This window comes from Metaclostridioides mangenotii (assembly GCF_018917235.1).
Taxonomy (GTDB): Bacteria; Bacillota; Clostridia; order Peptostreptococcales; family Peptostreptococcaceae; genus Metaclostridioides.
In genome coordinates, this window is the sequence record NZ_JAHLOF010000007.1 from 60376 (window position 1) to 75509 (window position 15134).

Annotated in this window: 18 protein-coding genes; 5 read left to right on the forward strand and 13 right to left on the reverse strand. The window is 28.4% G+C overall.

All coding sequences use genetic code 11. The features are described from left to right. Nucleotides 1–134: 134 nt before the first annotated feature. Nucleotides 135–1562: a glutamate synthase-related protein gene (locus tag KQI18_RS10995; protein WP_216467922.1), complete on the forward strand. Its 1428-nt coding sequence runs from the start codon at nucleotides 135–137 to the stop codon at nucleotides 1560–1562. Nucleotides 1563–1686: 124 nt separating this feature from the next. Here KQI18_RS10995 and KQI18_RS11000 read toward each other — a convergent pair whose 3' ends face one another. The 3 genes from KQI18_RS11000 to KQI18_RS11010 all read right to left on the reverse strand — a co-directional run bounded on the left by KQI18_RS11000 (nucleotide 1687) and on the right by KQI18_RS11010 (nucleotide 3131). Beyond that, a complete protein-coding gene (locus KQI18_RS11000) occupies nucleotides 1687–1998 on the reverse strand; it encodes a hypothetical protein (protein ID WP_216467923.1) in 312 nt (103 codons plus the stop codon). Nucleotides 1999–2041: 43 nt separating this feature from the next. Next, nucleotides 2042–2593 (reverse strand): helix-turn-helix domain-containing protein, encoded by a 552-nt coding sequence (locus tag KQI18_RS11005; protein WP_216467924.1) that lies wholly within the window; start codon nucleotides 2591–2593, stop codon nucleotides 2042–2044. Nucleotides 2594–2792: 199 nt separating this feature from the next. Beyond that, the gene (locus KQI18_RS11010) at nucleotides 2793–3131 is read right to left on the reverse strand and encodes a zinc ribbon domain-containing protein YjdM (protein WP_216467925.1); all 339 of its coding nucleotides are present in this window, start codon (nucleotides 3129–3131) and stop codon (nucleotides 2793–2795) included. 410 nt (nucleotides 3132–3541) lie between these two features. On the opposite strand from KQI18_RS11010, the gene KQI18_RS11015 reads away from it, so the two are divergent. Further along, nucleotides 3542–3856 carry a pyrimidine/purine nucleoside phosphorylase gene (locus KQI18_RS11015; RefSeq protein ID WP_216467926.1) on the forward strand — a complete coding sequence of 105 codons (315 nt, stop codon included), beginning with the start codon at nucleotides 3542–3544 and terminating at the stop codon, nucleotides 3854–3856. Between the two features lie 329 nt (nucleotides 3857–4185). Here KQI18_RS11015 and KQI18_RS11020 read toward each other — a convergent pair whose 3' ends face one another. Both KQI18_RS11020 and KQI18_RS11025 read right to left on the reverse strand, forming a co-directional pair. After that, nucleotides 4186–4638, reverse strand: a complete 453-nt coding sequence (locus tag KQI18_RS11020; protein WP_216467927.1) for a DUF6530 family protein — start codon at nucleotides 4636–4638, stop codon at nucleotides 4186–4188. Nucleotides 4639–4640: 2 nt separating this feature from the next. Beyond that, nucleotides 4641–4988, reverse strand: coding sequence for a GIY-YIG nuclease family protein (locus KQI18_RS11025; RefSeq protein ID WP_216467928.1), 348 nt, complete (start codon nucleotides 4986–4988; stop codon nucleotides 4641–4643). Nucleotides 4989–5425: 437 nt separating this feature from the next. Here KQI18_RS11025 and KQI18_RS11030 point away from each other — a divergent pair, with 437 nt between their 5' ends. Together KQI18_RS11030 and KQI18_RS11035 are read left to right on the forward strand one after the other, a co-directional pair. Further along, nucleotides 5426–5656 (forward strand): hypothetical protein, encoded by a 231-nt coding sequence (locus KQI18_RS11030; RefSeq protein WP_216467929.1) that lies wholly within the window; start codon nucleotides 5426–5428, stop codon nucleotides 5654–5656. Nucleotides 5657–6114: 458 nt separating this feature from the next. Then, complete coding sequence (locus tag KQI18_RS11035; protein ID WP_216467930.1) at nucleotides 6115–6273, forward strand: hypothetical protein; 159 nt, start codon at nucleotides 6115–6117, stop codon at nucleotides 6271–6273. A 156-nt stretch (nucleotides 6274–6429) separates the two neighbouring features. On the opposite strand, the gene KQI18_RS11040 is transcribed toward KQI18_RS11035, so the two are convergent. Then, on the reverse strand, nucleotides 6430–6666 hold the full coding sequence (locus KQI18_RS11040) for a DUF1653 domain-containing protein (protein ID WP_216467931.1): 237 nt from the start codon (nucleotides 6664–6666) through the stop codon (nucleotides 6430–6432). A 197-nt stretch (nucleotides 6667–6863) separates the two neighbouring features. Between KQI18_RS11040 and KQI18_RS11045 the strand changes: the two genes are divergently transcribed. Beyond that, complete coding sequence (locus KQI18_RS11045) at nucleotides 6864–7172, forward strand: hypothetical protein (RefSeq protein ID WP_216467932.1); 309 nt, start codon at nucleotides 6864–6866, stop codon at nucleotides 7170–7172. Nucleotides 7173–7217: 45 nt separating this feature from the next. Here KQI18_RS11045 and KQI18_RS11050 read toward each other — a convergent pair whose 3' ends face one another. From KQI18_RS11050 to KQI18_RS11080, 7 genes are all read right to left on the reverse strand, one after another. Next, the gene (locus KQI18_RS11050) at nucleotides 7218–8075 is read right to left on the reverse strand and encodes a GNAT family N-acetyltransferase (RefSeq protein WP_216467933.1); all 858 of its coding nucleotides are present in this window, start codon (nucleotides 8073–8075) and stop codon (nucleotides 7218–7220) included. 90 nt (nucleotides 8076–8165) lie between these two features. Beyond that, a complete protein-coding gene (locus KQI18_RS11055) occupies nucleotides 8166–9092 on the reverse strand; it encodes a GNAT family N-acetyltransferase (RefSeq protein ID WP_216467934.1) in 927 nt (308 codons plus the stop codon). Nucleotides 9093–9624: 532 nt separating this feature from the next. Then, nucleotides 9625–10479 (reverse strand): C39 family peptidase, encoded by an 855-nt coding sequence (locus KQI18_RS11060; RefSeq protein ID WP_216467935.1) that lies wholly within the window; start codon nucleotides 10477–10479, stop codon nucleotides 9625–9627. A 479-nt stretch (nucleotides 10480–10958) separates the two neighbouring features. Then, on the reverse strand, nucleotides 10959–11582 hold the full coding sequence (locus KQI18_RS11065) for a DUF488 family protein (RefSeq protein ID WP_216467936.1): 624 nt from the start codon (nucleotides 11580–11582) through the stop codon (nucleotides 10959–10961). A gap of 37 nt (nucleotides 11583–11619) precedes the next feature. Beyond that, nucleotides 11620–12924 carry a hypothetical protein gene (locus KQI18_RS11070; RefSeq protein ID WP_216467937.1) on the reverse strand — a complete coding sequence of 435 codons (1305 nt, stop codon included), beginning with the start codon at nucleotides 12922–12924 and terminating at the stop codon, nucleotides 11620–11622. 3 nt (nucleotides 12925–12927) lie between these two features. Next, complete coding sequence (locus KQI18_RS11075; RefSeq protein WP_216467938.1) at nucleotides 12928–13854, reverse strand: glycosyltransferase family 2 protein; 927 nt, start codon at nucleotides 13852–13854, stop codon at nucleotides 12928–12930. Nucleotides 13855–14144: 290 nt separating this feature from the next. Then, nucleotides 14145–14864 carry a C40 family peptidase gene (locus KQI18_RS11080; protein ID WP_216467939.1) on the reverse strand — a complete coding sequence of 240 codons (720 nt, stop codon included), beginning with the start codon at nucleotides 14862–14864 and terminating at the stop codon, nucleotides 14145–14147. Between the last annotated feature and the right edge of the window lie 270 nt (nucleotides 14865–15134).

The following is a 15134-nucleotide window of genomic DNA, read 5'->3' on the forward strand; positions in this document are numbered from 1 at the left end:
GGCCTCCCTTTAGTAGTAATATAATTAGTATAATTAACTTAATTATATACTTCAATTGATTTATCTAAAGTTAAGTGACCCATAATATCTAAAAATTCTGGTATAATGAAATTAAAACTAAAGAAGGGAATGATATGATGTATAAATGCTCTATATGTGGATATATCTACAATGAAAAAGAACAAGGCAAACTATTCTCAGAATTACCAGAGGATTGGAAATGCCCCATATGCACTGCCCCTAAGTTTTTATTTGAAGAAGTTGAACAAAATAATGAGAAAAAACAAGATACAACCGGATCTTCTAACGATCATCCTATTATCGAAGATCCTAATTCTCTAGACTATCTGGGAGAATATATAAGAACGAATGATAATGTTGAAAAACATATGGATATAATACATGAAATGGCAATAACAGGGTCCCCTGTTATTGCCCCTATGAAAACTCAATTACCGATTATATCTTGGGATGATATATTAATTTTGGGAGCTCAACTGAATCCTTTTCCACTAAACGAACATGATGACGTAAATACTAAAACTACAATTGGGAAAAAAGCGAAAAAGCCTATGGATATAGAAAGTCCTGTATATATTACACATATGTCATTTGGAGCTCTTTCAAAAGAGTTAAAGGTATCACTAGCTAGAGGGGCTGCAGCTAATAAAACTGCTATGTGTAGCGGTGAAGGGGGAATACTTCCAGAAGAAATGCAAGAATCTTATAAATACATATTTGAATACGTACCAAACAAATACAGCGTTACAGATGATAATTTAAAAAATTCAGATGCTATAGAAATCAAAATTGGCCAAGGTACAAAACCCGGTATGGGAGGTCATCTACCTGCAGAAAAAGTTACTAAGGAAATTGCAGAGATAAGAAATAAACCTATGGACCATGATATAATAAGCCCTTCAAAGTTCGAAGAGGTCAACTCTAAAGAAGAACTTAAAGAAATGGTTGATATGCTTAGGGAAAAATCCGAAGGACGTCCGATAGGAATAAAAATTGCAGCTGGTCATATAGAAAAAGACCTTGATTTTATAGCTTATGCTAACCCTGACTTTATTACTATTGATGGACGTGGTGGAGCTACAGGTGCTAGTCCAAAGCTCCTTAAAGATGCTACTACTGTTCCAACTATATTCGCACTTCATAGAGCCAGAAAATATTTAGATAAAAACAATTTAGATATAGATTTAGTTATTACTGGAGGCTTAAGAGTGGCATCAGATTTTGCCAAAGCATTAGCTATGGGTGCAGATGCAATTGCTATAGGGAGTGCCGCTATGATGGCCGCAGGATGTCAGCAATACCGTATTTGCGGAAGCGGAAAATGTCCTGTTGGATGTGCAACTCAAGACGAAGAACTTAGAAAGAGACTAGATGTAGATAAAAGTGCCAAAAGGGTATTTAACTATCTTCACGCAAGTCTCGAAGAACTCACATCTTTTGCTAGAATTACTGGTCACAAAGATATACATGACCTTAATGTAGGTGATTTGTGCACAGCAAACTCAGAAATATCTAACTATACTGATATACCTCATGTTTAATATCAAATAATTAAATATAAAAGAATAAAAAACCTCAGTAAATTTATAAATAAGTACTATTTATTTAAACTTCACTGGGGTTTTATTTTTTGTTTATATATATTTTATTGGAACGTATTAGCCTCTATAATCTATATAGTTTATTTATATTTGTGAAATTATGCCCTATAATACACTTCAATTTAGTATCGTACAATATAACTAGATAGAAATTTTTCTTAATCGGGAACAATATGTGAATTTTACTCTTATCCCCATTTTCATATAATCTCTCGATATAAGTGCTTTCATACTCAGTCTCTTTTATGTCTTTATTTATAAACATCTCAAACATGTATTCATCTATGTCCTCTAATAATTCCGGTTCTACAACCTCTATTTCGTTCATTGGTTCAAAAAATGTCTGTTCAAATTCTACGCTAGTTAATTTTTTCATTGTATTTATCAATCCTTTTCTTCAACATTAAATATCCTCCAACCTAACTATACACAATTATATTGTGAAACGTACATTGACCATCCCCGAAGTTTTCATAGGCATGTTCAACATTTGCTGTATATCTAATACAACAACCTTTTTCTAAAATTACCTCTTTGTCATACAAAGTCATTTTTAATTTTCCGTCTGTAACCATAATATATTCTTCAACTCCATCATCATGTTTTGGTGATATGTGTTTACAGTTTTTATCTAAATCGATGACCAATATCTCAAAATTCTTTTTGCTGTCAAAAGGGAATACTGGATAAATCCTCATTTTATCATTATTCTCTGAAATATGACTTATTTTTTTTACATCTACAAATTCGTAATCGCAAAATTGTTTTTCTATAAATGAAGAAAATGGAACTTTTAAGCCAGTTGAAATCTTCCAAAGTGTAGATACTGTAGGGTTAGTTTTTCCATTTTCTATTTGACCTAGCATGGATTTACTAACTCCCGTAAAATTAGATACTTCTTCTAAACTAAGTTTTTTATTATTTCTTATTCTGTTCAAATTTTTACCTATAACTAAATTTAAATCTTCCATCTACATCCACCCCTTTGTATAATATATTGAATAATTATTCTTTATATTGTATTATATAATTTGTAACAAAAAATAGCTATAATTTTTAGCTATATATACCAATATTAATTGCATCCTTTACATATCCTTTAGGAAATAGACATATAATAATTTATAGACCTAGCAAAATGATTTGCTAGGTCTATTTTAATTCTTTAAGTTATATTTTCTTTACGAATTCTGACTTTAGTTTCATAGCTCCGATACCGTCTATCTTACAGTCTATATCGTGATCACCATCTATAAGTTTTATATTTTTAACCTTTGTACCCATTTTTACTACTAGAGAACTCCCTTTTACTTTAAGGTCTTTTATAACGGTAACTGTATCTCCATCTTTAAGCTCATTTCCATTTGAGTCTTTAAATAGTTTTACGTCACTCTCTTCCCCAACACCATCTTTTGACCATTCATGTCCGCACTCTGGGCATACAAAAAGATTTCCATCTTCATAAGTATACTCCGAATTACACTTCGGGCAATTTGGTAAATTTTCCATTATACATCCTCCATTAAATATATTGTTTATTCTACTAATACATATACTGCCATATGGAGAGTATAAAGGCAAGTCAATTTGAATTATTCTTATCCTAAATTGCCAATTACTTTAACCTTTATTAGAAGAGCATTTCCGAAATATTAACAAGCGGTATATCTCTACTTCTTCCATGTAATTTTTGTCACAATATTTAAATATTAATTAAATTTTTACACTTAAATGAAATATTTCTATTGATTATTATATGTTTATTGGATATTATGGTAATTAAGTGAATTTGTTAATAAATTAATGATAAAAAATTAATTGTTTTTGCTCACAAGTCAAGCAGACTTTAATTTAAATTTTATAAGCACATAGAGTAATGCATGACTTTAGATAAAATAAAAAAGAGGAGATTATCTAAAATGGAATTTAAAAAAGTTACACTAGTAAAAGCAGCAAACGTATATTTTGATGGGAAGGTAAGTAGTCGAACATTTTTTATGGAAGATGGTGAAAGAAAAACTTTAGGTTTCATGATTAACGGTGAATACAAATTTAACACTGATGCTGAAGAACTGATGGAAGTCCTTGGGGGAGAAATGGATATTAAATTACCAAACCAATCAGAATTCTCAACATACAAGACAGGAGAATCTTTTATTGTTCCTGCTAATTCTAGCTTTGATGTAGTTGTAAAAACATATGCTGATTACTGCTGCTCTTATAAAGAAGCTTAATTTATTTATTTTTTAATAATTCTAAAAATTTAATGATATAAATAAATGGGATGACTCAAAATATCAATGCCTTTGACCATCCCATTAATATTTTATATAATAGTTACACGCTTTACATAAACCTGTGGTTCTATTATACGATAATAATTGTACTGAATTTATATCCTTGCCTCTTTTTCCTACAGCACAAAAGTCTCTACTATTGTCCAATAAGTCTATATACTCATGAACCGCATTAATAACAGAATCTATAAGCATTGGTTTTTTACTACTTAAACCATCATTAGGGCATACTACTTGAAACTTCAACACTTTTAATTTATATGATTTTAGTATCCTAATTCATTTAGCAATCTTGATAGTGTTCTAAATCGCTCTCCTATTAATTCACCTTGCTTATTTAATTCATCATGAAGTACTTTCACGTCTATATCAATGTCACAATTTGAATCACATATAGATACGGTCATTGCATCTCCCTGCATTCCTATTCTATCAATCACTGGATTATCTTTATCATAAAAATTTGGCAAACTATATGCGTCTCTAAAATGAAGACTCGTTTCACATATCATAATTGCTAAATCTATTGCCCTGTTCATAGGTAGCTCATCAAAGGACCCGTCATCCTTTAAAATTCTAGTTATTAACTCTAAATATCCATTTTCATCTTTAGAATATCCAATAGAGAGGCTTTCTACATCTGAATTATATGCTTTTTTTCCATCTACATTACTGTAATTTCTGCTTTCTATAACTTTACTAAAGCTTTTATTTTCCATGTTTATATTTCCTCCACAACATCATACTTATCTTTCCACATGTCTCTTAACGCTTTTAAATCTTCTGTGTAATCTGTTTTTGATTCATCCTTATCGTACTCCAATACTTCAAGGACTTTAATTTCAAAGCCTTTTTCTGTAACTTTAGTCCATTCTTTCTGAAGTACCTTATTTTTATGACCACCTGCATTTAATTTAAACCTCTCACTATTTAAAGTCCCTTTTAAGTCTTTGTCGTAACCTAAATATACTTTGCCTGTATTTAGAGACTTAATCATGTATACACCCATATCAGGTTTCATTTCCTTATACTTTAGTAATAATTCTTTTTTTCTTTTTTTATCTATCATTTTGCTCACCTCGTTAATATATTTTATATTTATACTATTACAATATTATAAATTTCATATTATATTATTTTAATTATCATGTCAAGTTAATAGTTTATTTTATTTAACTATTAATAATATTTATATTTATATATCAATACTGTATTATTTTACTCTAAAATTATCTGACAAAAAATTCTCAGACATGTACAGGAATTATGTGAAATAACGCAAAAATGGTATTAACAATAGGAGATAGGTATGTTTGATAAAAGGTGTAAAACAATGTAAATAGCAATAGCGAGTCCTATTTAGATTAGTGATTACAGAAGCTAAATTTTACACTAAAAATGCTCAAAGATTAAAATTAAATTTTTTATTGCAAAACCACATATAACTATCTATACTGTAATTAATAAGCCTTCTAAACAAATAATTTATGAAAGGGGGAACTTAAGATGATATATCCATCGTATAAGTTTAGAACGGAAAAAAATTGTAAGTCTACAGTTAAAGAATTAGATATAAACGATGAGATAGAATTATTCACTAAATTAGGTGTACTTTTGACAGGTGATATAAATGTTATAAAACATAAAGCGGTTTTAATTAATAAAATTTTAGACTATGATGAAAAAAGATGTAATGACATTATAGATTTTATAGATTTGATTTACAAGGAAAATTAGCAATTTATGAGTTAACTAAAAAGGTACTGTTTATTTGGGTATAAACAGTACCTTTTTAGTTCGTATTTGTTATTTCCTAGATTTATCTTAAAACACTAGCTACTCTATAATAATATCCCATTTATGCCTCCAAATAACCCAGTTATACCTATATTGTTGTATGTAATTATAAAGAGTGTTAAGATTTAGTAATAATAATGTTTACTTTAAAAGGTTTCTCTATAAAAACTGAGAACATTTTTGCAATATAACCTTATAATAATCACTATATAAATTATCGTTTTACTGATTTTAGCTTTATTTTTTACTTTTATAGCAGTAATTCCAAGATTGGCAATATTAGTATCTATTGTATATATTTATATTAACACCGAAGATATCAAATATAATATTATTTTGCATATGTTATATAATTCTACTCTTATTTTTATATAACTTATATAAGGAGGGAGACTTAATTGAAACTTAATAAAGGTATTAAATTTATAATCGGATTATTTATAGATATTGGTATTAGTATACTATTAGGTTTTGGACCTATAGGAACAACTTTATTTGCCATATTATATGTAATATTTTTTATCCCTGATGTTTACAATAGTATAAAAAAACATTAATAAAAAAGACACGATACAACGTGTCTTTTTAATTTTTCATAGGTGTCATAATGTTAGTATTGAAACCAAGAAATTTATTTAATTCTAGTATTCATTTCACATAATTTATTTATTACATCATAAAATTGTATTAATCCGTTTTAAAACTTTAATAATTTAACCCTCATACAGTTCAAATCTATATACTTGATTTGTATAATTATCTTTTCTACCTGGGTCGACTTTTTCCATAAACATTTCAAGAGGTCTTACAAACATACCGTAAGGCGGATATAGAGCTTGATATGATACCAAGATTTCTTCTGTCTCAGTATGTGTGACTATTTGGTGCACATAATATAGTTTGCCTTTAAAATGTCTATATGGTCTTTGTATTTCTATTTCTCTATTCATAATTTTTCCTTTCTAAATATTACTTTATTTTTACTATTTTTAATTTATCATTCGTTAGTTATTAATTATATACTAATTAAATATAAAAACCTTTTAATTCTAAATATACCATAAAATACTATTCGTGAATTCTTAAAAATGGTATAATCATCTTTGCTGAATAACACCAAATTAGGGTTTATAAAGGGGGAGTTTTTATGTCGACACCGAGAAAATTAAAATGGCTATCCGCTGCTCTAGAGGCTGTTTTGGGAATACCATTTATTGGAGCAATAATCATTTTGAAATTTTTATGGCTACCTCTAGTGTTAATGTTTGGTTTACATATCATTACATTAATTCTTTCTAGAAGAGAAGGGTTGGATTCTGGTGGAAGTATTCTTGGTATAATTACATCATGTTTAGGTTGGATTCCGTTTTTAGGTATGCTTCTTCATTGGGGGTCTGCGGTATGTATCGTACTAGACGCTGAAAAAGCTGCATACCAATCTAAAAACTATTATTAGTATGAAATTAAAAGAGGTGAATCTAAATAAGGTTCACCTCTTAATTTAAAATAAATTTAGCTGCATTTCATACTGACTTGCAAATTCTTCAAATCTCAAATTAGTTAAGAACTCCTTTACAAAAGTATTTTCATCATCTATGTTAATAACCCTGATCTTTTCTGATTTAGTTTCCTTTACCAAATCATTTAAAATACTTCTTCCAACTCCTTGATGTCTATGACCATTCTCTACCGCTAGTTGAGGTATATCTCCAGTTTCTAAATCTATTACCCCGTATCCTATTATTTTATCTCTATTTAAAACGACTGATACCCTGAATAATTCTTTTACATCAACTATTGAATCTATAGAATTTTGCCATGAAGGATTTGCATCCCAAAACTCTTTTATATTTTTCCAATCATCAAAGGTCATAATTCTCGACACTACTTCGTGAGTATTTTTCGTTAGGTCATATTTTCTTTTATCTATTTCGTAACAGGTAAATTCTCTAGTTACTTCAAATCCCCTATTTTTATATACTTCTATAGCCGTTTGATTATTTTTTAGTACCTCTAATATGTATAGCCTTATATTTCTTTCCTTCAATATTTCTTCATTGTATATCAACATTTTATTTGATAGACCCTTACCTCTAAATTCACCTATAATTCCGGTACCTAAATCGTACGCTGCCCATTTTCTCCTATCTATTTTTCTGATTCCATTTAACACAAATCCTATTAATTCATTTCCATCGAATAATCCAACAGATGCTTCTGGATCAAATCCTTTCCTAGTAATCATTTGGTCAAATTTTATTATAGACATATTCATATCTATTTGGTAGTCAGAGAAAGCTTCTTTAAATGAATTATATAGCGTTTCTAAACTTACATCCTCCAATGTCTTGTACCTCAATTACATACATCTCCCTTCTATTTGTATCTAATTTAATTTAAACAATTCGTTTCTAAACTTTAGAAACATTTATATATAATAATACTTATATTAAGCATGAGATAGCACAGGAAACATTAAGTGGTCAGCTTCAAATAGATTATATATATCCCCCCTTATAAAAAGAGTTGTGTCTTCTTCAATTAACAGTGATCGCTCATACTTAGAACTATCCATTGGAGTAAATCCTAAAACTATGTTTTCTACTTTATTATATGTTTTTACTATTTTACTTACGACATCATCCAGATTTACATCTTCTGTACTTAGTATTTCATTAAAAAAGAGAGTATCTCCTTCTAAATCGCAGATGACAACTGCATTACTATCTTCTAGATAATAGATATTATCCTTCATAAAATTTGTACAATAAAACATTATAAGTCCAGGATTATCTATCATTGATACCTTTGAGAAGATTTTAGTATTAGATGCTAAATTATGCAAAGTATCTCTATCCTCTATATTATCCATGTCTAATTTTCTAATATGTTTAAAGCTAGTCGAATTTGTGGAAATATCTATATTACTTTTTCTTATTGAGTAAACATATTCATTACATTTTTTAAATCCAAATTTCGGATAAAAATCCAAAACGCTATCATTAGCGAATAGATATATTAGATCACATTTGCCATTCCATTCATCTAAAATCTTTTCCATAAGAACCCTACTTAAACCTTTATTCTGAAACTCATTATCTGTCATTACTGTTCCGATTTGAACAAATCTTTTTTTATTACCTAATATATCGAAGTCTATAATATTTACTGATACATTAGAAACTACTCTATCTTCGTACAACAGAGAGTACGGTATATATCTGTCTCCCCAGTAACCATCTAGATACCATTTTTCAAAGTTAAATCCGAAAGTTTTCTCTGTCAATTTATTTAAACTATCTCTTAATTCAAAATCATCCTTATATCCTGAGCTATATGTATAAATTTCTTTATTTATTTTTATAATTTCATCCATATTTTAGACCCCCTTATTCAATCCGATTGCTTAAATTACAATAAGCTTAATTACACATCATTCAATTTTTATTTAGACTAATCCTGCCATCTATATAAATATCTTTATATATTTATTCAAACTTAGTTAAATAAAAAAACTACTTTAGCATCTACTATAACAAAACTATAAAAATAAAGCCATATGGCAAACACAGTATGGCTTTTAAAATATAGATGATATTGCAAGGACTGTAGGATACAAAAAAGCAAGTAAATTTAGAAAGGTATTTTTAAAAACTTTAATAATGCTGCATACAAATCATTTTGAAAAGCGAAAATGCTTTTAGTATGTACCACAAAAACTATAGAAATTTATTTAAACACCATTAAAATTGGAACTCAAATTTTTACTGATCAATATAATAAATCAAAATAAGGAGAAGAACCTATTTCTACAGATTCATTCTCCTTAAGAATTTTTATCACACATTTATATATAAATACTAATTTAAAAACTATTTGGTTAAGTATAAAATAAAAATTAAGAAATTTTATTCTTTAGGTTCAGCTATTACCCACTGTTGAATAGCATGGTCGTCAGGTAGCACGTTTCTATCTTGCCACATATAGAAAAATCTCTCTGCTGGATATATATAATAACCATCTTGGTTGTGATCTGACGTATCGTAAGCATCAGCGAATATTATAACATCATCACCAAAATCATCTGTTCCCATAGTATCGTAACCAATGATATCTTGCCAGTGACCTGCCCAATCTATCCATTCTATCATAATCGGAGTTTCTTTCTTTAAATTCTTAATAACCCAAGTCTTAAACTCCTCTGGGTCAGTAAAGCTGTATCCATCCTTGTCTGCCTCAGTTAAACTAGATGTAACATTCCAACCTATTTGATCAAAGAATTTTACCATCCCAGCTGTTGATGTTCCGTACTCGCCTTTTTCATTAGCCACACCTGGGTTCTCTTTATTATTTCCATTTATATCTTTATTACTTTGCATAATGTCAGCTATTTTTAGCTCCTCATTTCCTTTTTCACCATAATGCTCTAAAACCATAAGTGCAGAAACAGGTCCACATGTATATTCAGTAGTTTGTTGATACGTCTTAAACTTTGGTATCACTGTTAAAGTATCACTAGACTTCATATTGTATACGTCTAAATCTTTGAAATAAGGTGAATCCTCATGATCTCCCGAATTTGCATAAGATGAAGCTCCAGAAGATTTGATATCATAACCTTTAGGAAATGATATCGTGTTTTCAACTTTAGTTTTACTACTAGCTTTACTTTCATCCTTATCTTTTTCTGCTGCCTTACTACTACACCCCACAAAACTTACCCCAATTGCTAGCGATAACACTAACGTAATAACTTTTTTCATTAATCTACTCCTTTTTCCTCACATTTTATATTTTCTTAATCAGTATATCATAAATTCCAAAATTATAAACCGTTTTTCTATTTTTTTCAATTTAACGCCTGCCATACACATTACTATTTTTAATGTATACAGTATTTTTTATTTAAAAATTTAGTATTTGTAAACTTTTTAGTTAGTTTAGTATATGTAAACTTTTATCATTTTTTACAAGTTTATTTATTGTGGATGATTCAAATACGATTCAAATACTAGTATATTATTTTTATTAAGTCTGAGTATTTCAAGCTTTTCTACTTTATCTCAATTAAATTCGTTTCATTTATCTTTTATTTTCTATAAACTTATATTAATTTCACAACAAAAAAAGCAATTTAGTTTACCTTATATGGCACAAACTAAATTGCTTATTTATATTTTTACTATTGAATACTCCAAAGATAGAAAAAAATTAAATTTACACCTACTCTATAAATATATATTTACAGCTTTTTATCTATCATTTCAGTTCTATATCCAATTTCTTTATTAGCCAGTTTATATCCTTCTTTTATCATATCTAGAGTAGACATTGCATTTCCAGTTAGGTTATCAATACTAAGTTGATTTCTATCGCTGAAGTACTTTTCTAGCAAAGAATTTTCTATATACCTTTCGTCTTCGATATGTCCTTCATGAACTATATGATGTACCTCTAATCCTTCTTTTCTTAGAATCCTTCCCATCAATATACTTCTATGACATCTAATTGGATCTTGCATTGCTCCTAGTAAAACTATTCTATATCCCAAATTACATCCATTTTTAAGTCTTTTAATTCCGTTCAAAAATATATCCTCTTTTATTACCTTTTCAAAATCTGCATATCCTTCAAGTGTATAACTCGCTGGGTTTAATCTTTTTGCACCGAATTCTTTTCCCATATAGATATAAATGTAACCTGATTTTTTAAGGCTTTTATGAAAATCTTCTTTGTTATACTGCACATTATATTTAGAGTATGGCGTTTCCCTGATGTCTACTACACAGTTTATATTATATTTTTTTATCATTTCTATCAGTTTGTTATACGGATAATTTGAATGGCCTATTGTGTATATTTCCATTTAATCACCTATTTCATTCTGTGCAAAAATATAAATTTTATTTATAATAGATTTTTCTGTATTTTTTCAACTTATCCTTTATTTTGGTTTTATCAATTGAATAAGACATAAATACCAATACTGAAAAAACTGTAATACCTAAACTCCTATATGTAAACCAACAATGCATATATGAGTGATTTTTTAGAACAGAGTACCATATGTAAGGATAAATACCTATTATAAGTATTGGCAACATATTTAATATTTTATTTTTTCTAGATATCAACAAAATAATCAGCCACAATAATAATATTACGAAAAATATTTTTATTGTTATATCATTAAAAATTAAATCATTATTCATCTGTATTATCTCGTATTTATTTAAGACAGAATTTTCTACGGTAGAAGATGTCCTAACGAGTATTTGAGATAATGACTCTTTAACAATATTTTTTCTTAGTACAGCACTTGCTATAATCCACTTAGACGCCCATGTTGCCGCGTATCCAATCGCCCAAAATATTGAAAGTTTTATCGTAATTATAAAGTTTTTAATTAATTTGTTTTCCCTTTCCTCTAACATCAAATAGGCAATTAGCGGTATACCTAACGACAATAGAGGCGCTGTTAATAAATCGAAAAAACTTGTTATTGATCCTATTATAAAAAAAATATATATCCCCAGTTCATCAACTTTTATCTTTTTATGATATATCAGTATTGCTACTGTACTTAAGAACATTACATAGAACATATTTGAAAATTGCAGTGACATTGGAGCTATAAGCACTCTTATCATAATCATTGATATCATAAAAGCTAAAGAATATCTAGTTCCAAGCTCTCTTTTTATTAGATAACAAACAAGTATAAATACTCCAATAAGAATAAACGAATTTATATATCGTATTTCTTCATAATTAAGCTTTGTTAATAAAGGCTTTAAAAACATTAGATATCCATGCCAATATCTACTGTATGAGCCTTTTTCAGCATTATCATCATCTATTGTTTTTGATAAATTATCAACCTTATTTTCAGCATCTTCATTTTTTCTAAATGTATTTTCAAGTGCTGATTTTACAGGCTGTCTACTGTCACCATCCATTGCTATACTCAGCATCCACGCATCCGTAAAGTTATCTAATTGATTTGAAATTGAGTTAGACATTACTTTTGGATAAGGTCCTTCAGTCTCTAAAATAGGCAAAGATTCTCTAGTATGATCAATTATACTTTTGGTAGGTATAGCGTATGATATAGACATTATCAAAAGGAATAATATTATTAAACCAACATATAAGATCGATAACCTCTTACATTTCTTTAGAATATTGTTTAATTTACTCTCAACCATAAGTTATTTATTATCTTTCTCTAATAAGTTAATTGCTAGCTCATAAAACTGATCTGAATGTTTCTTAACTGTGTCCAATATAAGCCCACATCCAAATGATACTAGAGCTGATGTCATAAGTCCAATAGATACTATTAATGTAGGGAATTTAGCTACCAATCCCGTTTTTAAATATCCTAAAAACACAGGTATAAATGCTAATATTCCTATAATTAATAAAATTGCCGAAATACCTCCAAAGAATGATAATGGCTTATAGTCTTTATATAGGTTTAATATTGTTTTCAATACTCTAAATCCATCTCTAAAAGTATTTAATTTAGATTCACTTCCATCTGGCCTGTCTCTGTAATCAATCTCTACTTCACCTATTAAAAATCTCTTATCCAGTGCATGTATACTCATTTCTGTTTCTATTTCAAAACCTTTTGATAAAACAGGAAAAGTCTTTACAAATTTCCTATTGAACGCTCTACATCCTGTCATAATATCCTTTATATTGCTTTTAAATATTTTGTTTATCAATGCCCTAACTAATTTGTTTCCAGTATTATGAAACGGTCTCTTATTCTCAGTAAAATAAGTGCTCGAAAGCCTATCCCCTATAGCCATATCTGCTTTACCTTCAATTACAAGCTTTGCGACATTGTAAGCATCTTTAGCGGGATATGTATCATCTCCATCAACCATTATATATACATCCGCTTCAATATCCCTAAACATACTTCTTACAACGTTCCCCTTGCCTTGATGATATTCCCTTACAACTATTGCTCCAGCTTCTTTCGCTATCTCCGCAGTTTTATCTTTAGAGTTATTGTCATATACATAAATGTCAGCAGTTGGTATTATATTTTTAAAGTCATCGATTACCGACTTTATAGTTAATTCCTCATTATAACAAGGTACTAATACCGCTATTTTTTCCATATTTATATCTCCCTAGTGTTAATTATTTTCTATTTTTTTATTGTTTAACACAATTAATTTGCTAAATTTAAAATTAAGAATCAAACTAATCTTGATTATATAGTAACACTTATATATGCGTTTTTACAAGTTTGAGGTATTAATGAAATTTGTAAGTTTTGGTATAAAATTATATTTTTCTAAAATATCATAAAAAAGATAGGACATTAATTTAGATTTGTCCTATCTTTAAAAAGTAAGTGATATGTAAATTTTTATTTAACCTTTATGAAGAGCCTTTTAATTTTCATTTATGGTCTTCTAGCACCTCTGTAAGTTTTTTGGTAATAAGATGATGATAAATTAGATTTTTTAACTCCATCCCTGGCATTTGATGCATGAATAAACTCATCATTGCCTACATAAATACCAACATGGCTAACTCTACCTTTACCCATAGTATCAAAGAATACTAAGTCCCCAGGTTTTAAATTTTCTTTATCAATAGCTTGTCCAGTTTTACTTTGCTCATAGGAAACTCTAGGTATGTCTTTTCCTAGTGCATTTTTATAAATGTATCTAGTTAATCCAGAGCAATCAAATGAATCTGGACCGTTAGCACCCCATACATATTTTTTTCCTATTTGCGCTTCTAACAGTTTCATAGCATCATTCATTTTAGTAGATGCTGTAGAATCTGATGTTGTAGATGCTGTGCTCGAAATATTTGTATTATTAGCAATATCATTGTTACTTGTATTGTTGCTTAAGTTATTATTTTGAGCTACATCTAATTTTACATTATTTAAATATCCAGTAAATGTAGTCAGCATTAGTAATTTACCTAATTCACCAATACCGCTACAAGAACATCCGCCATTACCTCCAACGAGAGTATTTAATGTGTCATCTAGTATGTTATTAAATGAGTTTGAGTTTGACTTAGAAGACATTGAACTTCTATTATTTTCATAAACTCTACTTATATTATTTAAAAGAGTGGTTGCTACTATTTGATTTACATCGCTCATATATACAGCTCCATTTCTGATTTTTTTATGATTTTAAGTCGGTTTATATATTAATTAAAATAATTATACGAATTGAACATTTTTTTATTATAAGTTACTTTATTTTAGATTGTATACTTATAATTATTTATAAATCTTATAAATTTTAACTACTAATTACGTTATTTAAATACCTTTATATTACAATATAGTATAAATTTAGTATAAATTGTTATTTAATCCCATTATATTATCTTTTGTGAAGTTATGCAATTTTTAAATATAAACAAA